Source organism: Pseudomonas sp. LS2P72 (assembly GCF_054897865.1).
The window spans coordinates 2,010,199-2,032,315 of sequence record NZ_CM142708.1; the positions used below are offsets into that span (position 1 = coordinate 2,010,199).

23 protein-coding genes and 1 pseudogene are annotated in these 22,117 nt (G+C 57.1%); 17 read left to right on the forward strand and 7 right to left on the reverse strand.

Annotated elements, in window-relative coordinates; all coding sequences use genetic code 11:
- Positions 1–14: 14 nt before the first annotated feature.
- Positions 15–1,250 carry an aminotransferase class I/II-fold pyridoxal phosphate-dependent enzyme gene (locus ACYZUA_RS09335; protein ID WP_461962850.1) on the reverse strand — a complete coding sequence of 412 codons (1,236 nt, stop codon included), beginning with the start codon at positions 1,248–1,250 and terminating at the stop codon, positions 15–17.
- A gap of 239 nt (positions 1,251–1,489) precedes the next feature.
- On the opposite strand from ACYZUA_RS09335, the pseudogene ACYZUA_RS09340 reads away from it, so the two are divergent.
- From ACYZUA_RS09340 to ACYZUA_RS09355, 4 genes and pseudogenes are all read left to right on the forward strand, one after another.
- A pseudogene (locus tag ACYZUA_RS09340) lies at positions 1,490–2,398 on the forward strand (LysR family transcriptional regulator).
- Between the two features lie 240 nt (positions 2,399–2,638).
- Positions 2,639–3,832, forward strand: coding sequence for a CaiB/BaiF CoA transferase family protein (locus tag ACYZUA_RS09345; protein ID WP_461962851.1), 1,194 nt, complete (start codon positions 2,639–2,641; stop codon positions 3,830–3,832).
- Positions 3,829–4,755, forward strand: a complete 927-nt coding sequence (locus ACYZUA_RS09350) for a hydroxymethylglutaryl-CoA lyase (RefSeq protein ID WP_461962852.1) — start codon at positions 3,829–3,831, stop codon at positions 4,753–4,755. The genes ACYZUA_RS09345 and ACYZUA_RS09350 overlap by 4 nt, the downstream gene beginning before the upstream one ends.
- Before the next feature lie 187 nt (positions 4,756–4,942).
- Positions 4,943–6,274, forward strand: a complete 1,332-nt coding sequence (locus tag ACYZUA_RS09355) for an MFS transporter (RefSeq protein ID WP_461962853.1) — start codon at positions 4,943–4,945, stop codon at positions 6,272–6,274.
- A 79-nt stretch (positions 6,275–6,353) separates the two neighbouring features.
- Here the strand turns inward: ACYZUA_RS09355 and ACYZUA_RS09360 are convergent, their stop codons facing one another.
- Positions 6,354–6,842 carry a DMT family transporter gene (locus ACYZUA_RS09360; protein WP_461962855.1) on the reverse strand — a complete coding sequence of 163 codons (489 nt, stop codon included), beginning with the start codon at positions 6,840–6,842 and terminating at the stop codon, positions 6,354–6,356.
- Positions 6,843–6,919: 77 nt separating this feature from the next.
- On the opposite strand from ACYZUA_RS09360, the gene ACYZUA_RS09365 reads away from it, so the two are divergent.
- From ACYZUA_RS09365 to ACYZUA_RS09390, 6 genes are all read left to right on the forward strand, one after another.
- Positions 6,920–7,861 carry a LysR substrate-binding domain-containing protein gene (locus tag ACYZUA_RS09365; protein WP_461962856.1) on the forward strand — a complete coding sequence of 314 codons (942 nt, stop codon included), beginning with the start codon at positions 6,920–6,922 and terminating at the stop codon, positions 7,859–7,861.
- Between the two features lie 10 nt (positions 7,862–7,871).
- Complete coding sequence (gene fos, locus ACYZUA_RS09370) at positions 7,872–8,288, forward strand: fosfomycin resistance glutathione transferase (protein ID WP_461962857.1); 417 nt, start codon at positions 7,872–7,874, stop codon at positions 8,286–8,288.
- Between the two features lie 62 nt (positions 8,289–8,350).
- Positions 8,351–8,989, forward strand: a complete 639-nt coding sequence (locus ACYZUA_RS09375; RefSeq protein ID WP_461962858.1) for a LysE family translocator — start codon at positions 8,351–8,353, stop codon at positions 8,987–8,989.
- A gap of 85 nt (positions 8,990–9,074) precedes the next feature.
- On the forward strand, positions 9,075–10,424 hold the full coding sequence (locus ACYZUA_RS09380; RefSeq protein ID WP_461962859.1) for a sensor domain-containing protein: 1,350 nt from the start codon (positions 9,075–9,077) through the stop codon (positions 10,422–10,424).
- A gap of 117 nt (positions 10,425–10,541) precedes the next feature.
- Entirely contained in the window at positions 10,542–10,700 is a 159-nt protein-coding gene (locus ACYZUA_RS09385) for a stress protein (protein ID WP_461962860.1), read from the forward strand.
- A gap of 73 nt (positions 10,701–10,773) precedes the next feature.
- A complete protein-coding gene (locus tag ACYZUA_RS09390; RefSeq protein WP_461962861.1) occupies positions 10,774–11,277 on the forward strand; it encodes a DUF4142 domain-containing protein in 504 nt (167 codons plus the stop codon).
- Positions 11,278–11,322: 45 nt separating this feature from the next.
- Here the strand turns inward: ACYZUA_RS09390 and ACYZUA_RS09395 are convergent, their stop codons facing one another.
- Complete coding sequence (locus tag ACYZUA_RS09395) at positions 11,323–11,733, reverse strand: low affinity iron permease family protein (RefSeq protein ID WP_461962862.1); 411 nt, start codon at positions 11,731–11,733, stop codon at positions 11,323–11,325.
- Between the two features lie 184 nt (positions 11,734–11,917).
- Here ACYZUA_RS09395 and ACYZUA_RS09400 point away from each other — a divergent pair, with 184 nt between their 5' ends.
- A complete protein-coding gene (locus ACYZUA_RS09400; protein ID WP_461962863.1) occupies positions 11,918–13,003 on the forward strand; it encodes a type I restriction endonuclease in 1,086 nt (361 codons plus the stop codon).
- Positions 13,004–13,064: 61 nt separating this feature from the next.
- On the opposite strand, the gene ACYZUA_RS09405 is transcribed toward ACYZUA_RS09400, so the two are convergent.
- On the reverse strand, positions 13,065–13,604 hold the full coding sequence (locus ACYZUA_RS09405) for an AidA/PixA family protein (protein ID WP_461963926.1): 540 nt from the start codon (positions 13,602–13,604) through the stop codon (positions 13,065–13,067).
- Between the two features lie 124 nt (positions 13,605–13,728).
- On the reverse strand, positions 13,729–14,232 hold the full coding sequence (locus ACYZUA_RS09410) for an inclusion body family protein (protein WP_046046162.1): 504 nt from the start codon (positions 14,230–14,232) through the stop codon (positions 13,729–13,731).
- Between the two features lie 432 nt (positions 14,233–14,664).
- Between ACYZUA_RS09410 and tam the strand changes: the two genes are divergently transcribed.
- Positions 14,665–15,435 (forward strand): trans-aconitate 2-methyltransferase, encoded by a 771-nt coding sequence (gene tam / locus ACYZUA_RS09415; protein WP_461962864.1) that lies wholly within the window; start codon positions 14,665–14,667, stop codon positions 15,433–15,435.
- 79 nt (positions 15,436–15,514) lie between these two features.
- On the opposite strand, the gene ACYZUA_RS09420 is transcribed toward tam, so the two are convergent.
- Entirely contained in the window at positions 15,515–15,853 is a 339-nt protein-coding gene (locus ACYZUA_RS09420) for a hypothetical protein (RefSeq protein ID WP_461962865.1), read from the reverse strand.
- A 442-nt stretch (positions 15,854–16,295) separates the two neighbouring features.
- Between ACYZUA_RS09420 and ACYZUA_RS09425 the strand changes: the two genes are divergently transcribed.
- From ACYZUA_RS09425 to ACYZUA_RS09445, 5 genes are read left to right on the forward strand one after another with little or no spacing between them, the layout of a single operon-like run.
- On the forward strand, positions 16,296–17,762 hold the full coding sequence (locus ACYZUA_RS09425; RefSeq protein ID WP_461962866.1) for a cytochrome c oxidase subunit II: 1,467 nt from the start codon (positions 16,296–16,298) through the stop codon (positions 17,760–17,762).
- 50 nt (positions 17,763–17,812) lie between these two features.
- The gene (ctaD, locus tag ACYZUA_RS09430) at positions 17,813–19,588 is read left to right on the forward strand and encodes a cytochrome c oxidase subunit I (RefSeq protein WP_461963928.1); all 1,776 of its coding nucleotides are present in this window, start codon (positions 17,813–17,815) and stop codon (positions 19,586–19,588) included.
- Positions 19,585–20,277, forward strand: a complete 693-nt coding sequence (locus tag ACYZUA_RS09435) for a cytochrome c oxidase subunit 3 (RefSeq protein ID WP_461962867.1) — start codon at positions 19,585–19,587, stop codon at positions 20,275–20,277. The genes ctaD and ACYZUA_RS09435 overlap by 4 nt, the downstream gene beginning before the upstream one ends.
- Before the next feature lie 6 nt (positions 20,278–20,283).
- Positions 20,284–20,997 carry a heme-copper oxidase subunit III family protein gene (locus ACYZUA_RS09440; protein WP_461962868.1) on the forward strand — a complete coding sequence of 238 codons (714 nt, stop codon included), beginning with the start codon at positions 20,284–20,286 and terminating at the stop codon, positions 20,995–20,997.
- A gap of 13 nt (positions 20,998–21,010) precedes the next feature.
- Positions 21,011–21,328 (forward strand): cytochrome C oxidase subunit IV family protein, encoded by a 318-nt coding sequence (locus ACYZUA_RS09445; protein ID WP_461962869.1) that lies wholly within the window; start codon positions 21,011–21,013, stop codon positions 21,326–21,328.
- Positions 21,329–21,358: 30 nt separating this feature from the next.
- Here ACYZUA_RS09445 and ACYZUA_RS09450 read toward each other — a convergent pair whose 3' ends face one another.
- Positions 21,359–21,919, reverse strand: a complete 561-nt coding sequence (locus ACYZUA_RS09450; protein ID WP_461962870.1) for a magnesium transporter — start codon at positions 21,917–21,919, stop codon at positions 21,359–21,361.
- Between the last annotated feature and the right edge of the window lie 198 nt (positions 21,920–22,117).

The following is a 22,117-nucleotide window of genomic DNA, read 5'->3' on the forward strand; positions in this document are numbered from 1 at the left end:
TCCCTGATTTCAGTTCAACAGCCGATGTCCCGGCCTTGAGTGCGTAAAAGCTCGGTAATGAGTTCACAAAAGTGCCGGATCAGCGTCGGTTCCATGTCGGCGCGCAGAGTGATTCTGATGGCCGCCTTGCCTTGTGCGACCACCGGGAAAAACACCGCCGAGGTGAAGAAGCCGTGATTGGCCAGTTCCATGGCGATGCTGTTGGCCAGCGATGCTTCGCCGCAGTTGACCAGTCGAATGGCCATGTTGCTGTTGTGTTGATCGGTGCGTATGAGGCTGTCGAAGAGCCGGATATTAACCTGAAGTTTTTCCTGCAATGCGGCAAATTCCGGCGTGCGATGAAGCTGGATGGACGCTATACCCGCGCCAATGGCTGCACTGTTCAGGCTTTGCGACCAATTGCTGGGGCCGCCGTAACGGGCAATGAGCCTCTTCTGCCGTTCATTGCCCAGCATCATCAGACCACCGCTGGCGCCAAACGACTTGGCCAGCGAGGCGACGATCAGGCAGTCATCCTCCAGGGCATGCATCCTGGGGCGCACGAGGCCAGCGCCGAATGTTCCGACAGCGGACAGCGCGTGGGAATCGTCCAGGTAGAGAAACAACCCATAGCGGTCCTTCAGATACAAAAGACTGTCCAGGTCGGCGACCCCGCCCATGCTGTAGGCGCCGTCGGCGACATACGCGATGGTGCGGTGTTGCTGACACTGTTTCTCGAGAAAATTCATGTCGTTATGAGGGCAGGTCACGACCGTGGTTTCATCGGCGCAGGCGGCTTTGAGGTGACTCATCGAATAGTGCGCCAACCGGTCGAAGACCATCACGGGGGGACGGTTTTCCGTGAACACACCGCTGGCCAGCAACGGCAGAATCCCGGCACTCGCCGCACTGCACGACAAGGTGCTCAGGCAGCTGGCGCCGAACAACTCGGACAGTTCGGTTTCGTATTGCTCCAGAATCGCCAGCTTGCAGCGGTTCTTTGAATTGGCGACGCGCAGGGTGCCGGTTTCCCACAGGGTATTAATGGCGCCATCGAGAATGTCGGGATGATGATCCAGGCCCAGGTACGACGTCGTGCAGAAATGATGAAACGCACGCCCGTGCTGATCGAGCATCCGGTTGGCACTTTTGATTTCGACGTTGAGTCCCGAAATTTTCCCGGATTCAGCGCTCTCCCAATCGTGATCGGCCAACGCGATGACTTTGCGGTAGTTGGTGTAGAGGTTTGCCGCGTGTGCTGTCTGGTCCATATGAAAATGACTTTCCTTGAGTGAAACGATCCATGGGTTTGTTGCAGTTCGTGTGTGTTTCCAGACTTTACAGAGCGCGGCGAAGGCTTTGAATCGGCTGTTTCCGGTACGGCTGAGTGTTACAAGAGATTTATGTGTAGGGCTATGCCTCGTGATGTTGTGGGCAATTTGCTTTGCCGAGTCGCGTAGAAACCGGGCTATCCTGCCGACTCTGTCGAACAGAAGTCATCGAGCCCTCCATGCTGCAAAAAAGCCTGATCCGCCGCCTCGACCTGATCACTCTCCAACTGTTTGTCGCCGTTCATGAGGAGGGCACGCTGACCCGTGCCGCCGCGCGTGAAGCCATCGCCGTGTCGGCAGCCAGCAAGCGGCTGATGGAGTTGGAAGAAGCGCTGGGCATCAGTCTGTTCGTGCGCCAGGCCAAGGGCATGACCCTGACGCCGGCCGGTGAAACCTTGTTGCACCATGCCCGGCAAATGCTGTTCAACGTTGAGAAAATGGGGCTCGAATTGGGCGAGCACAGCCACGGTATTCGCGGCTATGTGCGGATGCTCGCCAACCTGTCGGCGATCATTCAGTTTCTGCCCGAAGACTTGCGGGACTTTTCCAAGCGTCATCCTCAGGTCAAGACTGACCTCGAAGAACGCCCCAGCATCGGCGTGATTCAGGGTGTGCTGGATGGCGTGGCGGACCTTGGGATCTGCTCCAGTGACAGCGACGTCAAAGGTCTGCACAGCGTGCTTTATCGACAGGACAAACTGATGGTGTTGATGCTGCCCGATCATCCGCTGGCGAGTCGTTCCAGCCTGGCTTTCGCCGATACGCTGGACAGCGATTAGGTCGGTCTGCACTCCGCCAGTTCGATCAATATGCGTACCCACGCAGCCGCGCGCCAGGCCGGCAAAGTGTTGCGGTTACGGATTCATGTACCGGGTTTCGACGCCATGTGCCGGATGGTCCAGGCCAACATGGGCATCGGCATCCTGCCGCAAAAGGCCTATGAACTGTTTGGCCGGGCGCTGGGCTTGCACGCGGTGCCGTTGACGGATGACTGGTCGGATCGCGCTTTGGTTCTGGTCGTTCGCGATGAATCGGCGCTGTCGCCGGTAAGCCGGATGTTGTTCGAGCAGTTGCGTGGGCAGGTCTGAGAGATGTATTGGCAGGATCGGCCTCATCGCGAGCAGGCTCACTCCCACAGTTGATCTGCTGCGTACACAAAACCCTTGTGGGAGCGAGCCTGCTCGCGATAGCGGACTTGAGGTCGCGACAATCCTTCTGCCGGGCGTTCGCGTTTCGCGAACGTTCGTTGCCAACTGAAGGTTGGATTCCTTCACCCGTGGTCCTCTAGCCTTGGCTCATATTCCAAGAACAACATGAGGTACCCCGCGATGACTGCCCCCTTGAGTGCAATCAAAGTGATCGAGATCGGCACGCTGATCGCCGCGCCGTTCGCTGCACGCATGCTCGCCGAGTTCGGCGCCGAAGTGATCAAGATCGAAGCCATGGGTCAGGGCGACCCACTGCGCAAATGGCGCAAGCTGCACGAAGGCACGTCGCTGTGGTGGTACCTGCAATCGCGAAACAAGAAGTCCCTGGCACTGAATCTGAAATCTCCCGAAGGCATTGAACTGGTCAAGCAACTGGCGACCAGCGCCGACGTGCTGATCGAAAACCTGCGCCCCGGCGCCCTGGAGAAACTCGGTCTGGGCTGGGACGTGTTGCACGCCCTCAACCCTGACCTGACGCTGGTGCGTATTTCCGGTTATGGCCAGACCGGCCCGTACCGCGACCGCCCAGGGTTCGGTGCGATCGGCGAGGCCATGGGCGGGATTCGCTACACCACCGGCACCCCGGGTTCGCCCCCGGCCCGAGTGGGCGTCAGCCTCGGCGATTCCCTGGCTTCGCTGCACGCGGTGATCGGTGCCTTGATGTCGCTGCTGCGGGTCAAGACCGGGCAGGGCGGTGGGCAAGTGGTCGATGTGTCGTTGGCTGAAAGTGTGTTCAACGTCATGGAAAGCCTGGTGCCGGAATACGACATGCTCGGCCATGTGCGTGAGCGCAGTGGCGGGGCCTTGCCGGGCATCGCGCCTTCCAACACTTACCTGACCGCCGATGGCGCCTACGTGGTGATCGCCGGCAACAGCGACCCGATCTACAAGCGCTTGATGGACGTCATCGGTCGCCGTGATCTGGCCGATGCGCCGGAGTTTGCCCATAACGACGGGCGTGCCGCCAAGAGCAACGTGCTCGATGCGGCAATCACTCACTGGACCAGCAGCCTGCCGATCGACGAGGTGTTGTCGGCACTGGAGGCTGCCGAAGTCCCGGCCGGGCGCATCTATTCAGTCGCCGACATCGTCGCCGATCCGCACTATCAGGCGCGGGACATGCTGCTCAACGCCGACCTGCCCGGCGGTGCCACGGTGAAGATGCCCGGCATTGTGCCAAAAATGTCCGAGACGCCCGGTGGCGTGAACTGGTCCGGACCAACGTTGGGCCAGCACACCGACGGCATCCTCGCGGGACTTGGCCTTACAGGTTCGGACATCGAACGGCTGAAAGCTGCCGGGGTGGTGCAATGATCACTGATTTTTCCGAGACCCTGATTGTTCAGGAAGTCTCCCCCCGCGACGGCTTGCAGATCGAGCCGACCTGGGTCGAAACCGTCGACAAGATTGCCTTGATCGATCAGCTGTCGCTGGCCGGTTTCAGCCGCATCGAAGCAGGCTCGTTCGTTTCCCCCAAGGCGATTCCGGCCCTGCGCGACGGTGAGCGGGTGTTCAAGGGTATCACCCGGCTACCGGGGGTAATTTACGTCGCGTTGATCCCCAACCTGAAAGGCGCGCAACGGGCGCTGGCGACGGGGGCCGATGAGTTGAACCTGGTGATGTCCGCCAGCCAGACCCACAACCTGGCCAACATACGCATGCGTTGCGAAACCTCATTGGCCGCGTTCGGCGAGATCATGCAATTCGTTCGCGGGACAACGGTGCGACTCAATGCCAGCATCGCCACCACTTTCGGCTGTCCGTTTGAAGGCAAGATCGATGAGGATCGTGTGCTGCAAATCGTCGAGGCTTATCAGGAGCTCGGGATCCAGGGCATTACCTTGGCCGACACCACCGGCATGGCCAATCCGCGGCAGGTTGATCGACTGGTGCGGCGGGTCTTGCAGCGAGTTTCGCCGGCTGATCTGACCCTGCATTTCCACAACACTCGCGGGCTCGGTCTGTGCAACGTGCTGGCCGCTTATGAGGCCGGTGCCCGACGCTTTGACGCGGCACTCGGCGGGCTCGGTGGTTGCCCGTTTGCACCGGGCGCCTCGGGCAATATTTGCACCGAAGATTTGGTCAACCTGTGCGATGAAATCGGCATTCACACCGGCATCGATCTGCCACTGTTGCTGCAATTGTCGCGAGGATTACCCGCGCTGCTGGGCCACGAAGTGCCCGGTCAGCTGGCCAAGGCCGGACGCAGTTGCGATCTCCATCCAAGTCCTTCCTGACCAGACTGAATCCCCTGTGGGAGCGAGCCTGCTCGCGAAAGCGGTCTGACATTCAGCATTGTCGGTGACTGACACACCGCCTTCGCGAGCAGGCTCGCTCCCACAGTAAAAGCATTCACCCCCGATCCTCTCAACCAGACAACAAAAACAATCGGACACCCACGGGCAGTCCGCCTGGAGAACCATCATGAGCCTTAATGTACTGGAGGCGGGCGCGAGCCCGTCCGTAAGCCACGACGAAGAAAAAGCCCTGGTCAGCAAAGTCGCCTGGCGCCTGATGCCGTTGATCATGGTCTGCTACCTGTTCGCGTTTTTCGACCGCATCAACATCAGCTTCGCCAAGTTCCAGTTGCAGGCCGACCTGAGCCTGAGCGACACCGCTTACGGCCTCGGCGCCGGGTTGTTCGTGGTCGGTTACGTGATCTTCGAAGTGCCGAGCAATATGATGTTGTACAAAGTCGGCGCCCGGCGCTGGATCGCCCGGATCATGATGTCCTGGGGCCTCGCCACCGCGGCCATGGTCTTCGTCAATAGCGAATGGCAGTTCTACGCCCTGCGCTTTTTGATTGGCGCGATGGAGGCGGGTTTTGCGCCGGGTGTGTTGTATTACCTGACGCTGTGGTTTCCGCAGCACTATCGCGGGCGCATCACGTCGATGTTGTTTCTGGCGTCGGCGTTTGCCGGTCTGGTCGGCGCACCGTTCTCCGGGCTGGTGTTGCAACACTTTGACGGCTTTATGGATATGCGCGGCTGGCACTGGCTGTTTCTGCTGGGCGGCGTGCCTTGCATTGGCCTCGGCTTGCTGGTGCTGACATTGCTCAAGGACCGCATCGAAGACGCCCATTGGCTGACGCCGTCGGAGAAAACGCTGCTGGCCAGCCGTATCGCGCACCATGAACCACACAAGAGTGGCGGCTCGTTGCTCGCTGCACTGCGGATTCCGGGTTTCCTGACTCTCGGGCTGATCTACTTCCTGATTCAGGTGGCGTCCTACGGCTTGAACTTCTGGGCTCCGCAACTGATTCGCAGCGCTGGCACCGAAAGCCCGGTGATGATTGGTTTGCTGACCGCCATCCCTTACATCTGCGGTGCGATCAGCATGGTGGTGATCGGGCGGTTGTCCGACTCGACCGGTGAACGGCGCAAGTTTGTCGCAGGTCTGGTCGCGGTGGGCGCGGTGGGGTTCTTTTGTGCGGGGATCTTCGCTAACCACACGACCTTCCTGATTGTCGCGCTGGGCTTGCTCGGTGCCGGGATCATCGCGTCCATCCCGAGCTTCTGGACCCTGCCGCCAAAACTGCTGGCCGGTGCTGGCGCAGGGGCTGCTGGCGGAATCGCGGTCATCAACACTCTCGGCCAGTTCGGCGGCATTGTCAGCCCGGTGATGGTGGGACGGATCAAAGACCTGACGGGCAGCACCACGCCGGCACTGTACGTCATCGGCGTCGCTGCGCTGATCGCAGTCGCGCTGCTGCTGTGGGGGTTGCCGCAGAAGCTGCGCACGCTCGACAAGTTTTAAACGTTTTGCAGGCTACCCCAGCCCCTACATGGACCACGCATCCCTGTAGGCGCTGGCGCAGCCTGCGATTTTTTGATCATCAAGGCGTCGCAATGATCGCCTTTGCAGGCGAAGTACCGAACTGAATCAACACCACTCCAGCCATTAACAACACCGCCCCAAACACCCGCGGCAACGTCATCTCCCGTTCCACCAACCCAAACCACCCGAAGTGATCCAGCACTAGCGACGCCACCACCTGTCCCGCCAGCGCCAAAGCAATAAACCCCGATGCCCCGAGTTTGGGCAGCAACATCAGCGCCAACGAAATAAAGCACACTCCAAACGCGCCGCCGGTCCACATCCACAGCGGCGCCTTGCTGATGAACGCCAGCGACGGCAACGGCAAACGCAGCGCCAACATAACCGGCAACAACACCACAATACTCACCAACAATGATGCGAGGGTCGCCCACAACGGATGGCCCAAACCGCGCCCGAGGTTGGCGTTGATCGCGCTTTGAAAAGGCACCACCGCCCCGGCTATCACGGCTAGCAGCAACAGCCCGGACCAATGCAACGTACTCATGAAAATTCTCCAACAGGTTTTGCTGGACTCTAGAGTATTCGTCGCGCAGATTTAAATTCCAAATAGCTATCCAGAACATGCATCAGATGAATGATCTTCGGCGCGTCGACCTCAATTTGCTGGTGATCCTCGACGCCTTGCTCAGCGAGCAACACGTGACCCGTGCCGCCGAGCGCCTGCACCTGAGCCAGCCAGCCGTCAGTCATGCATTGGCGCGGTTGCGTCATCTGCTCGGCGATCCTTTGCTGGTCCGGGCGGGTGTCAGCCTCGTGCCGACCCCGCGAGCCCTGGAGTTGATGGCACCTTTGGCCGAAGCCCTGGCTCAAGTGCAATCGCTGCTGGCGCCGAATACCTTCGATCCGGCCACCGCCAAACGCACGTTTCGACTGGCGATGTCCGACTATGGCGCGGCAATCGTCCTACCGAGTTTGATACGCACCTTGCGCCGGGAAGCGCCGGGCATCGATCTGCAAATCAGCCATGCCAGCCGCGAAGGCATGCTCGATGCTGTGCTCAACGGCGACATCGACGTGGCGGCAGGCGTCTTTCCAGAGTTGCCGAACGAGTTGCGCAGCACGCCGCTGTTTGAAGAGCACTACGCCTGTCTGGTCGACCGCAACAGCCTGCCCGCCGATGGCGTGCTCGACCTGCCGACCTACCTCGCCCGACCCCACGTCCTGCTGGAAATGCGCGGCAGCGGCACCCCGGAAATCGAACGGGCCCTGACAGCCCTGCGTGAACGCCGTCGCGTGGCGATCAGCCTGCCGCACTGGAGCGTCGCCCCGGAGTTCATCAGTGGCACCGACCTGATCCTCACCGTCGCTTCCCGAGGGTTGCTCAATATTGATGAGCAGTCGTTGATCGTGGTCCCGCCGCCGTTTCATATTCCGTCGTTTACGTTTGTGTTGGTTTGGCATAAACGGCGGGGCGGGGATCAGGCGTTGAACTGGTTGAATGGGCGAATTGGGGAGGGGATAGTGCGTGGCGACCAAACCACTGGCTCATTAATTAACGATTGAGGTAAAAAAATTGCTCACTGGCCTCAACCACCTGACCCTCGCCGTCACCGACTTGAACCGCAGCGTGGCGTTCTACCACGATCTGCTGCAACTTAAACTTGAAGCCACGTGGGACACCGGCGCCTATCTCTCGCTACCGGGTCTGTGGTTGTGCCTTTCCCTCGATCCACTGCGCAACTCCGAATCCGCCGCCGATTACACCCATTTCGCCTTTAGCATTAACGCAATAGACTTCCCGCTCTTCGTCGAACGGCTGCGATCCGCCGACGTGCAGGAATGGCGCGACAACCGCAGCGAAGGCGCATCCTTCTATTTCCTCGACCCGGACGGGCACAAGCTCGAAGCCCATGTTGGCGACCTGGCGTCACGACTGACGGCCTGTCGGCAGCGGCCTTATGCCGGAATGAAGTTCTTCGACGATCTGTAAGTCGAGTCCCGGGGACCTGAGATAGACTTGCGTGCATTCAACCCGGCTCAACAGGACTTCCAATGACCCCGTCGCTGCTAATGGCTGTTCTCGCCTCTGGCTTTATCTACGGCATCACGCCGGGGCCGGGTGTGTTGGCGGTGTTCGGCATCGGTGCGGCGCGTGGTCGGAGAGCTGGGGCGGGGTTTCTCTGCGGGCATTTGCTGGGGGATGTGGTCTGGTGCAGCACTGCGCTGATCGCGATTGTCGGTGCGCGGGAAATCGGCAGTACCGCATTCGATGTGCTGGGCGTGCTCAGCGGGCTGTACCTGTTCTGGCTCGGTTTGCGCGCGGTTCGCGCGCGTCGCAGCAGTGACGAAGCACCTCAGGGCCCGGCGCGGCAGCCGTTCTGGCACGGCATTCTGTTTGGCCTGACCAATCCGAAGGCTTACCCGGTGGCGGTGGCGACTTTTACAGCGCTGCTGTCCAGCCGTGCCGAATTGCTGCACTGGTCGATGCTGCCGTGGCTGATTGTCCTGAGCTTCGTTGGCGGCCTCATGGCCTACGCTATCCTCATTGGCATTGTCGGCGCGCGGCAGGTGCGCAGCCTGTACCAGCGCCATGAGCTGTTGATCACCCGGTTGTGTGGGGTGATGTTTATCGGTTTCGCCATCAACGCCTTGGTGCATGCATTGCCGGGGTTGGTGACGAACAAGGCGTGAGGCTGATTGCAAGGAAGCGTCAGACGTACTGAGGGGGCAGGGAGGGTTCTTTTTTGCTGCATTGTCCGGACACGCTCACCGCACTATGGCAACCAGAAATTCCGCGCCGTTGGCGAGCTTCATCGATCTCTTGCTGGACGCCGTCTGTGCGGTCGACAAACAAGGTCGCTTCGTATTTGTCAGCGCGGCCTGCGAGCGTATTTTCGGGTATACCCCCGACGAGCTGATCGGCCAGCCGATGATCGACCTGGTGCATCCCGCCGATCGTCAGCGCACCCTCGATGCCGCAAAGGAGATCATGGGCGGCGAGCCCAAGCTCAATTTCGAAAACCGCTACCTGCGCAAGGATGGCCGCGTGGCGCACATCCTCTGGTCGGCGCGCTGGTCGGAGGTCGACCAACTGCGCATCGCCGTGGCGCGCGACATCACCGAGCGCAAGCAGGCCGAATCCCGGCAAGCGGCGTTGTATGCGATCTCCGAAGCGGCCCACGCGGCGGAAGATTTACTGGCGCTGTTCAAACGCATCCATTTGATCATCGGTGAATGGCTGCCGGCGCTGAATTTCTCCGTGGCGCTGTATGACGAACACTGCGCGCAGCTGAATTTCCCTTATCACGTGGACGACCTGGAGCTGCAACCCGAGCAGCCCGGAACGATCACCGGACGTCTCTGCGCCGAGGTGATTCGCAGCGGCCAGCCGATTCTGCTGACCCCGGACCAGGACAATTTGCCGGAAGGGTTTGAGGCGCTGGTCGCGGCCCAACATTCACCTTGCTGGCTGGGCGTGCCGTTGAGTTCACAAAACGGCACCATCGGTGCGTTGATTGTCAAGAGCGTGCCCGGTGGTGAGCGCTACACCGAACAGGACAAGGAGCTGCTGCAATACGTTTGTGCCCAGGTCGCCACCGCGATAGAGCGCAAGCAATTGCATGCCAGGCTGCAGCGCATGGCCCAGTACGACCAACTGACTCAACTGCCCAACCGAGAGTTGCTGCGTGACCGGCTTAAAGATTCACTGACGCTAGCGCGGGCGGACTCCGGGCGTATGGCATTGCTGTACGTCGACCTCGACCGTTTCAAGGAAGTCAACGACACCCACGGCCATGCGGTCGGCGACATGCTGTTGCAAGCGGTCGCCAACCGGCTCAAGGGCTGCGTGCGCGAAACCGACACGGTGGCGCGCATCGGCGGCGACGAGTTTGTGGTGTTGTTGCACAGCATCCACGCCTCGGAAGACGCCGACAGCGTGGCGGGAAAAATCCGACAGGTTCTGGCTCAACCCCTGCGGGTGGACGGCCACAGCCTGACCATCCAGACGAGCATCGGCGTTGCGCGATACCCCGACCACGGCACTGAAGAAAAGCAGTTGTTCCGGCATGCCGATGAGGCCATGTACGCCGCCAAGCGCCAACATCACCAGCGGCTCGGAGCCTGAAAAACCTGCCACCGTTCGTCGCGGCGATTTCAACTTTTCTAAACCTTTGCGGTGATCGAAATTCTGATTCTATGCGGGCTCCTGCTCGCTGCGATCATCATCAAGAGGTAGAGAATTATGCCTAATTCAAGAAACTCGAACTCGGGAAACTTCGCCAATGATCGAACGAAGGCGTCTGAATCCGGTCGCAAAGGTGGGAAAACTACCACCACGACCGTCGATAAAGACTCTGCGAAACCCGATATGGGCCGCAAAGGTGGTCAGAAGTCGAAGTAGCGGTGAAGGTAGTTTTGATCGAGAGGCGGGAGCGTAAGCTCCCGTTTGAATTTTTTACGAGGAGGGCGCGACCATGAGCCGGATGGCCACCCGATTACGCAATGCCAGTTTTGCCATGTTACTGGGCCTGTGCGCCAGCAGTGCCTTTGCCCAGTCCGCCGCCGAATTCATCAACGATGCATCGGCCAAAGGCATGGCCGACATCGAAGCCAGCCGCCTGGCGCACCAGAAAACCGAATCCCAACAGGTCAAGGACTACACCATCGTCGTCATCAACGACCGCACCACCGCCAACCAGCACCTGGCGAAAATCGCCAAGCAACTGGATTTGCCGGTGGCTCCGCGCGAAGAGGTAGCCGATAAAGCCAAAGCCTTGATGCCGCAAGTGCAGGACGGCGCGAGCTTCGACCAGGCCTACGCGGCCAGTCAGGTGAAAACCACCCAGGAAGCCATCGAACAGCTTCAACAGGCAGCGCAGACCACCGACGTGCCTGAAATCAAAGCCTTCGCCGAAGAAACGTTGCCCAAACTGCAGAACCACCTGGAAATGGCCAAGGCGCTACAAGCCAGTCGCTAACCCACGAAATACGCGGGTGACCTCGGGCCACCCGCGATGTCCCGATCAGCATTCATCCAAATCCTGCTTACCTTTTTCCTGGACAACGGTGCCGTCCAGGGAAATCGTTTCGCCCTCGCCAAGTTGCCGATACTGCTTTCTCAGCGCTTCCAACTGCTTGAGGTCCAGCGCCTCGAGTCCCAGCATCGCGTTCTGCGCCTCCTTCGTCACTCGCAGCAACTCATCGACCTTCAAGTGCAAAATGTCCGTATCGCGGTTCTGGGTGTTCTGGATCAGGAACACCATCAGGAACGTGATGATGGTGGTCGACGTATTAATGATCAGCTGCCAGGTGTCGTCGAAGTGAAAAATCGGCCCACTCAGACCCCACAGAAAAATCAGAATGATCGCCCCTATGAACGTCTTGGGACTGCCGGCCCACAGGGCAAGTTTCTGAGCGATTTTTGCGAATTTCATTGCCGTGATCCTTATAGGGATGCGCCTGATTTTCAGACAGCACGGGCATGATGAAAATTCTGATTAAATTCTGGGTTCCAATTCTCGGTTGGATTCTTTCTTTGTGGCGGTTTGTGTCTAGTATCAAAGGCAATCAATTTGCCAGCATGCAAACACATGGATCGAACCAGATAAGAGGCCACTCATGGAATTCTTCGAAAAGTTAGCAAGCTTAGCCGCTAAAGTTCGTTTGCAAGGCGCTGCCATTAAGACGGAAGAAGCGACCAAGAACGCGTTTGTCATGCCATTTATCAGCACGGTGCTGGGCTACGATGTCTTCGATCCGACGGAAGTGACTCCCGAATTCGTTTGCGATATCGGAACGAAAAAGGGAGAAAAAATTGATTACGCAATCATGAAGGGAGGAGAGGTTCAAATCCTCATCGAGTGCAAAAAAATAGGCGAGCCGTTGCACATCAATCACGCCTCTCAGTTGTTTCGCTACTTCCACGTCACTAGCGCCCGAATCTCTATCCTTACCAACGGTCAGGTCTACAAGTTTTTCACCGATCTGGACGCGCCCAACAAGATGGATGAGAAGCCGTTTCTTGAACTCGACCTTTTGGATATCGACGAGTATTCCGTCCCCGAACTGGTCAAGCTCACCAAGTCAGCCTTCGACGTGGATTCGATCATTAGCGCCGCAGGTGAGCTGAAGTACGTCAGCCAAATCAAAAAGGTCATTGCTTCGCAGGTCAGCAAGCCTGATGACGACTTTGTGAAGGTGTTCGCGTCGCGTGTATACGACGGGGTGATTACTCAGAAGGTCCGTGAGCAGTTCCATGAGCTAACGAGAAAGGCCGTGGTGCAGTTTCTCAACGACCAAATCAACGACAGGCTCAAGTCGGCCATGAGCGGTGCTATTCAACCAGCGTTGGCTTCTTTGCCGGTTTCTTCCGGTGGTGCCGAGCAGCCGGATGTGCGGGACGAGTCTGAGGACAAGGTTCTGACAACGCTGGAAGAACTGGAGGGGTATCACATCGTCCGTGCCGTCGTTCGGTCTGTTGTCGATGCGAAGCGGATTGTTCAGCGCGACACCCAGAGTTACTTCGGCATTCTGCTCGACGACAACAACCGCAAACCGATCTGTCGTCTGCACTTCAATCGTTCACAAAAATACATCGGGATTTTTGACGAAGAGAAAAATGAAACCCGGCACGCAATCAACTCGATAGACGATATCTACGAATACTCGGATCACTTGAAGAAGACTGTTGGATATTACGACTAACTACGATGATCGATTGGCAGAAGAAACCGGCCTTGGAGGCCGGTTTTTTGTGGATTTCTGTTCACTCCGCCAACTTCACGTCCACCGCCCAACTGAAGTACCCCAATGCCTCGCAGCTTTTATTGATCAACATGAATTTCAGTTCGCACGCCGCCACCCCGGCCGCCAATTGCGTGCAATGCCAGTAATGATCATCGGCCGGGTGGCTGCCCGGTTGGGTCGGGTTTTCGGGATCGGGTGCGGGGACTGTCAGGTTTGCGTGGACGACCAGTTCAGGTGGTGAAAGTACCCCGGCATCACCTACAGACATCTCGTAGAACACCACGCTGTGTTCGGCGAGCAAGCTGACGGTCTTGCCACGGAAATGGAAGTTCTCGCCGTTACTGGCGGTAAGCGTCATAGAGCTGTCACTTATTGCAATTTGTGTTGTTTTGGTGGCGCTTATGGCAAAGATGAAACCTTCCTCAATTTCGGTCGGGTTTAGCGGCTCAAGACTGGGTTGCGGATAACGTAAAAGTAGCGATTCGGCATCGACGATCAGCAGCACGTTATTGGCTGGCGCGATACTCGTCGAGGGGGAGGCAATCGGTTCGGAAGTCATCATGGATTCCTTTCATGATGTTGATTCAAGACGGCGGCCGCATCGTTTCAAGCAAGACATCCCGTCCCGGCCGAAGCGGCAACGAACTCGGTAGGCCCCTCGTCGCCAAGGGGCCTGGTCATCGTCAGTTACGAATGGTAATGAACGGATCCCACGAGCAGCAGCCTACGATCTTGCAGTCGCGATCAACGATCAGGAAATGGAAGTGATAGGTCACGCTACCGCACGAAAGTGTTTCCGAAGACCAGTAATGGTTATCGACTTTCTGGCAGCTCGGCACCGACGGGTTGCTGGTGTTGGGAACGGCAACGCACGCTGTAGCCTTGCGGGGCGTGGGTGTGGAGATCAACTCGTTGCCGACATTGCCAATGAACTTGTAGAAAATTACTGCGGTCTCGAAGCTCTGCGACAGACTGGTTTCACGCCAGCGAATCAAGTCGCCTACCTGGGCTTTCAAATTAAGTTCGCCACCGGCCTGGCCGCTGACCACGTTGTTCTGGTTGGTCACCATGTACACATGATTGACGTCGATCAACGTCGGCGAGGCAGGGTTTTTGCTGATGTTCGGGTAGTTTTTCAGAATGGTTTCAGTGTCGATTGAAACAAGTACATCCGTGACTCGAGACATAGTAAAGCTCCTTGTTCATAGTGAATGCCCAGTTACTTTTCAGGCACAACAACGCTTGCTTGCCTTACGGCCGTTGCGAACACACTACGGGCGGAACCCACCTGTCACGGGCATGAGCCGGCCTTGCTCCTTGCATGCAAACTAACGGGTTCGGGTTCCTTCCGACGGGCCGCGATAGGACTATAGATGTGAATTTTAGGCTGTCAAAATTGCTTGGCTTCTAGTTCGACGAACGGTCTGTCTGGTTATGACTTCAGAAGATTTTGCGATAAAAAATGCTCATTACCTCTGTATACGTTCGGTCCCGTGGGTATTGGCGGGTCAACTGACCGCTTTCGCCATAGTCGGATAGGGCAGAGCGCACCGGTCGAGGTATCGTAGCGAACCGGTTTTCCGCTTCTTGCTACAGCAACGCACCGACAGGAGAACGCAATGAGTTGGTCCGCCAAACAATACCTCGCTTTTGAAGATGAACGCACACGTCCCGCCCGTGACCTGCTGGCCGCGATCCCGGCTGTGGACGCGCGCTCGGCAATCGACATCGGTTGCGGCCCCGGCAATTCGACCGAGTTGCTGGTTGAGCGCTTCGCCAATGCCGCCGTGCGTGGCTTGGACAGTTCGACCGATATGATCGAGGCCGCCCGCAAGCGCTTGCCGCAGGTGCAATTCGATACGGCTGATATTGATACCTGGAACGAAAACGGCCCGTTCGATGTGATTTTCGCCAACGCGGTGTTGCAGTGGCTACCTGATCACGCGAAGTTGCTGCCTGCACTGGCGAGCAAACTGGCGCCCGGTGGCAGCCTGGCGATCCAGATGCCGGACAATCTCAACGAACCTTCGCATCGCTTGATGCGCGAAGTTGCAGCCGATGGTCCATGGGCTGGCAAACTGGCGGGCGCCGCCGGGCAGCGGACGGAGATGGCAGATGCCAGTGGTTACTACTCGATGCTGCGAGCCCACTGTTCCCGTGTCGATGTGTGGCGCACGACTTACCATCATCCGCTTGCTGGCGGCGCGTCTGGTGTGGTCGAGTGGTTCAAGGGCAGCGGATTGCGGCCGTTTCTTGATCCGCTGGATGAGGCGGAGCGGGCGCAGTATCTCAAGCAGTATCAGGCGGCGATCGAGCTGGCCTATCCGCCGTTGGCCGATGGTTCAGTGCTGCTGCCGTTCCCACGGTTGTTTATCGTTGCGACGCGTTGATGCATTAATGAAAAAGGGACAGATCCCGCTCTTTTCGTCTGTCCCTTTCGCGTACTGATGGCCGAGAATCCCGTCGTAGCTAATCAATCAACTGATCAATCAACACCGCGTTGCTATAGATCAAGCTTCCATCACTCGCGCGATGCCCGACCAGATGGAACTGACCACGCTCGTTGTGTATATAGACGCGCATCTGGCAGTCGGACAAAGGGTCGTATCCCTCTGGCAATTTCAACTCCAGTGTGTCCATGTCGACATCGACCATGGCTTCACGCTCATGGGTCTTCTGCAGGCGTTCTTCAGCGTCCTCCAGACTCTTATGGAGGGGGCCATCGACGTAAAAATGGATTTCACCCACCGGGGTCGACTTTTGTTGTCCGTTGATTTTGCACCAGCCTTCGATCGTCAAGGCACTCATGACGAAATCTCCGTTGCGGACGGTTGGACGCTATCGCTCTTGGCCGTCACTTGTCTGACCGCTATGCATAGGCGAGGATCTTTGCGAGCGTTTTTAGCCGATCTTTGCCTTCCGTAATCAGACCTGATTATAGCTGGCAACCGGACCTCGCTTGCTCGACGTGTCGTTCAGGCGAGATGTGTTGCTTAATAGTTACAGTTATATATAGCGAATAGGTTTCAAGTGCTCAAGTTGACGCTGAAGTTGGAATATCCAGGCAATAAGGCTTTTCTGGAAAAGCGCTTGTTCCGGCCATGAACTATACTTCCTGCGGACTTTGCCACGAAGATATGCGGTATTTGTCCAGCCTGTTTTTGGCGTCAGATCAGTATTGATTTGACGATGTTGTTCTGTGGCGATGCCTAGGCATACCGATGAGTAACAGGAATAGGATGAAAGCAAAATGGCAATGGCAATTATTCTTGTACTAATCGTTATTGCATCTGTGCTGTTTCATATACTGGCGCCTTGGCATGCGGCACCGCCAGCGTCCAACTGGGGTTCAATAGACACTACCCTGTTCATCACCCTGATCATCAGCGGGATATTTTTCATGGCCATCACCGTATTCATGGCAGTGGCCGTGATGCGATATCGTCACAAGGAAGGCTCCAGGGCGCACTATCAGCCAGAAAATAAAAAACTGGAAACATGGTTGATTGTCGTGACCTCGGTAGGTATTGCCGCGATGTTGGCGCCAGGCCTGGTGGTTTACAACGATTTCGTCCGGGTGCCGAAAAATGCTTATGAACTTGAAGTGGTCGCCCAACAGTGGCAGTGGGCCTTTCGTTTTCCCGGCCAGGACGGGAAGCTGGGCAAATCGGATATTAAGTTTGTTGATGCGGTCAATCCTCTCGGCCTTGATCCCAAAGATCCTGTTGGGCAGGACGATGTGCTTATAAAAAGCAATGAAGTTCACCTTCCACTCGATCAACCTGTGAAGGTCTTATTGCGTTCCAAAGATGTATTGCATAATTTCTATATACCGCAGATTCGCAGCAAGATGGACATGGTGCCTGGGATGGTGTCGTACTTTTGGTTTACACCCACAGTAATCGGAAAGTATGAAGTTCTGTGTGCCGAGTATTGTGGCGTAGGTCATTACAATATGCGCGGTTACATGATCGTGGAAGAGCAGGCCGCCTTCGTTCAATGGCGGAACAGCCAACCGACTTTTGCGCAGACACTAACGACAGCTGCCAAACCCAGTCAGGACAGCGTGCTGGAAAAAGGTCGACTGCTGGTCGAACAATACGGCTGCGGTGCCTGCCATAGCGAGGATGGCAGTAGCCGTCTCGGCCCGGGATGGAAGGGGTTGTACGGCCGCACGGAACAGTTTGCCGATGGCACCAGTGCGCTGGTCGATGAGGCCTACCTGAAAGAGTCGATCCTCGATCCGAAGGCCCGGCTGGTACAGGGCTACCCGCCAGTCATGGTGGCCTATACTCTCACTGAAGATGAACTGGGTGCTGTCGTCGCCCTGATCAAATCACTCGGTGCCGGGCAGCAAGAACCTTCTGCCAGCGAAAAACTGGACAGAGGTGACGACCTGGCGACGCAAGGGCAGCGGCTGGCCGAGTCGCTCGGTTGTCTGGCCTGCCACAGTGTCGATGGCAGCAAGGGCGTCGGCCCCAGCTGGCAGGGCCTGTATGGCGAGACCGTAACCTTTGCCGACGGTTCGACGATAAAGGCCGATGAGGGCTATATAAAGGATTCGATTCTTAATCCCGGCGCCAAAATCGTCAAAGGCTACGCACCTGTCATGCCGGCCTTTACCCCGAGTGATCAGGAGCTGAACGCACTGATCGCTTTTATCAAATCCAAAGCGAATGCCGACGCTGAGGCGAGCAAGGCGGAGCCAGGGAAGTAGCCGTAAAGCAGCCAGGAATGCACCGAAACTTCGAACCGGAGGATGACGTGATGGCCTATGCGGAGCAAGCCGAAACAGAAGCACTACACGAACCTAAAAGCTTCCTGACCAAATACATCTGGAGTCAGGACCACAAGATCATAGCCATTCAATATTCCGTGACGGCTCTGTTCGTGGGCGTTATCGCCGTAGTGTTGTCCGGCCTGATGCGCATCCAGCTTGGCTTCCCCGGCACTTTGGAGTTCATGGACGCCAGTGCGTACTATCAGGCGATGACCATGCACGGCATGATCATGGTCATTTACTTGCTGACGGCCTTGTTTCTGGGTGGCTTCGGTAACTACCTGATCCCGCTGATGGTAGGCGCCCGCGACATGGTGTTCCCTTACGTCAACATGCTGAGTTACTGGTTCTACCTGCTGGCGGTAGTGGTGTTGCTCGCCAGTTTCTTTGTACCGGGCGGCCCCACCGGTGCGGGCTGGACGCTCTATCCGCCACAGTCCATTTCTCAGGGGACACCGGGGGTTGAGTGGGGCATCGTCCTGATGCTCGTTTCATTGGCGATTTTTATTGTCGCAGCCACCATGGGCGGGTTGAACTACGTCACCACGGTATTGCAGGCGCGCACGCACGGCATGACATTGTTTCGCATGCCACTTTCCGTATGGGGAATCTTCATGGCCTCGATCATGGCCTTGTTGGCTTTCCCGGCGTTATTTGTCAGTGCGGTCATGATGCTGTTTGACAAGCTGTTGGGCACCAGCTTCTTTATGCCGGCGATGATCTCGCTGGGGCAGCAGATCGATCACCAGGGTGGCAGCCCAATATTATTCCAGCACCTGTTCTGGTTCTTCGGCCACCCGGAGGTTTACATCGTTGCTCTCCCGGCGTTCGGTCTGGTCTCCGACTTGATCAGCACCCATGCGCGTAAAAATATCTTCGGCTACCGAATGATGGTGTGGGCCATTATTGCGATTGGCGTACTCAGCTTTGTGGTCTGGGCGCACCATATGTATGTCAGCGGAATGAACCCGTACTTTGGCTTTTTCTTCGCCGTCACCACTTTGATCATCGCGGTGCCGACTGCCCTGAAAGTCTACAACTGGGTGCTGACCCTGTGGCGCGGCGACATCCATCTGACCGTGCCGATGCTGTTTGCCCTGGCCTTTATCGTCACCTTCCTGGTCGGCGGTCTGACCGGGTTGTTTCTCGGCAATGTGATCGTGGATATTCCGCTCTCGGACACCTATTTCGTCGTCGCCCATTTTCATATGGTGATGGGTGTCGCACCGGTACTGGTGGTGTTCGGCGGCATTTATCATTGGTTCCCGAAAGTCACCGGGCGCATGTTGAACGACACTCTGGGCAAGCTGCATTTCTGGATTACCTTTCTGGGCACCTACGCCATCTTCTTCCCCATGCACTACCTGGGATTCCAGGGTATGCCGCGCCGTTACTACGCCTATGAAAACTACGCGTTCATCCCGCAGTCGGCGCAAGATTTGAATGCCTTTATTACGGTGGTCGCATTGGCCGTCGGCGTTTCCCAGTTGCTGTTTCTGTTTAACCTGGTCTGGAGTGCGTTTAAAGGCAAACCCGCAGGCAGTAATCCCTGGGGCGCGGCCAGTCTGGAATGGCAAACGCCGAACACCCCGCCGATACACGGTAACTGGGGAGCGAAGCTGCCGGTCGTGCATCGCTGGGCCTATGACTACAGCGTGCCGGGGATAGAACAGGATTTCGTTCCGCAAACGGTCTCCGCCGAGGAGTTGGAGCAGATGCGGCAACTGAGTGCCGGCACCAAGATAGCGGACGTAAAAACATGAGCCGATTGCTATTGAGAAACGCCGACGGCGCTGACCCCGGCGGCAGCTGGAATCGCGATCCGGAGGGTATTCAGACCGGCGAAGGTGCCGATCGAAACCAAATCGCAAGAACAGGCCTGCGCTTATTTCTGGTCGTGGTGAGTTCGTTATTCTTTCTCTTCTTGCTCGCCTTTATCGCCCGTTCACAAATGACCGACTGGCTACCCCTGACAGAGCCCTTGGCGCCGTTAGCCAATCTCTGGCAGCTATGGCTGAATTCGGCTTTTCTGGTATTCAGCTGCGTCGCACTGCAGGGGTCGCGTATGGCGGCCCGAAAGGCGCGACTGAGTGCAACTGTGATTGGTTTTGCATTGGCGGGCGTATTCACCATTGCTTTTCTGGCGGGGCAGCTCTGGGTCTGGCAGCAGTTTGTCGCCTGGGGCTACTTTCTCGCCAGCAACCCGGCCAACAGCTTCTTCTACCTGTTGACCGGCCTGCATGCGCTCCACCTGCTGGGCGGGCTGATAGCCTGGGGCATAATCGTTGCTAAATTCCTGCAGCGCGTGCCGTTGCCGCAACTTAGCGCCAGCGTAGAGCTGTGTGCCATCTATTGGCATTACTTACTAGGTCTTTGGTTCGTGCTATTCGCTCTGCTGACCAGCACACCGGAAACCTATGAAGCGATCGCCAGATTCTGCGGCCTGAGGTGAAAAGCCATGGCATCGCACCCACTCGCCCCAGGCGAGTCCAGTTCATCCACCCCCCCAAGCTTGCCGCCTGCAGCAGGATGGCAGGGCATCGCCAGCGACTGGTCCTCGGATAAGGAGGCTTTCAAGCAGGTCCCCTGGGGCAAGTCGATGATGTGGATATTCCTGCTCAGCGATACTTTTGTATTTACCTGCTTTTTGACCGGCTACATGTCGGTACGCATGACCATCACCACCGCCTGGCCGAACCCCAGTGAAGTATTCGCACTGACGATCGGCGGTCAGGCGATCCCACTTATTTTGATCGCCATCATGACCTTTGTGCTGATCAGTAGCAGCGGCACCATGGCCATGGCAGTCAATTTCGCCTATCGCCGTGATCGTGCGAAAACCTCTGCCCTGATGCTGGCCACCGCTGCCTTGGGTGTGGCCTTCGTCGGCATGCAGGCATTCGAATGGAGCAAGCTCATCGCAGAAGGGGTGCGTCCTTGGGGGAACCCTATGGGGGCAGCGCAGTTTGGTGCCAGCTTTTTCATGATTACCGGTTTCCACGGACTGCATGTGTCAATCGGCGTCATCTACCTCACCATCGTGGCGCTGAAAGTAATGCGGGGAGACTATGAGCGCTCCGGAAACTATCAGAACGTAGAGATAGCCGGGCTTTACTGGCACTTCGTGGATTTGGTGTGGGTGTTTATTTTTGCTTTCTTCTATTTATGGTAGAGGAGCACCGGTGATGGCACATGCTCAGGGTCAGCAACATCCAATCAGCTTGTACCTTAAAATCTGGGGGCTGTTATTCGTCCTCAGCACGCTGTCGTACCTTGTCGACTATTTCCACTTCCATGGCTACCTTCGGTGGTCCCTGATTCTCACGTTCATGTTGTTGAAGGCCGGTTTAATTGTCTCCATCTTCATGCACATGGCCTGGGAACGGCTGGCCTTGGTCTACGCCATACTCATGCCACCGTTGTGTTTGCTGGTACTCGTCGGACTGATGGCCACCGAGGCGGACTATGTTTTCCTCAGCCGCGTCATTTCCTTCGGTCAATAAGCGGCTTTCGGTGGCCTTGAGTCTCCAGGGCTAACCCGATATCACCCGCTTGAACTGATGCCATTTGTGCTGCCAGGCTACTGTCCAGTGGGGGGCGGCCGTTCCCGTGCCGGCAATCTCCAGCGTTGGGTGATGTTCGATAACCTCGTCCAATATCGACTCCTGATCCGGCTCGACATCTACGAAGAAAATATGTTTTCCCTCTGCTACCACCTGTTTAAAACTGCGGAAGTGAGTATTCGGCACTTGAATACCAAAAAAACCGCCTTCCCAGATGCAAAAGCCAAATACAACAATGGCAAGAAAGATAAAAGGCATCCAGCCTGCGGCGGATTCGGTCCATCCCAGCCAATAGGCGCCGCCAAGAACCAGCGCCGCGAGGGGCACACCGACCACTGCACCAATTTCGCCAGAGTGGACAACGTCCTGTTCCATTAACGAGTTAATCTCGTGGAGGTGATGTTGTTCAACATCGGCAACGTGTTGACTGAGCACATGAATTTGTTCGGAATTGATACCGCTGGCTTCCAGCTCATTTTCAACGGCTTCAAGATCGTCGAGATTGTTGCTGATGTAATAGTGTCGATTCATGCCACACCTCCCATCTCGTGCTTGCCGTAGACCTCCTTTGTCGTGCAGCTGCCAGTCGAGATTTGCAGTCGGTATCAGTACCCGTGGGGAACGCTGTACGCTTCATTCAAACCATAAAAAAGTATAGCACTGCATATCATTCGGGCATGGGGAGGGGATGCATGCGGTCTGATGCTCCCGGCAGCTTCCCCGGCACCT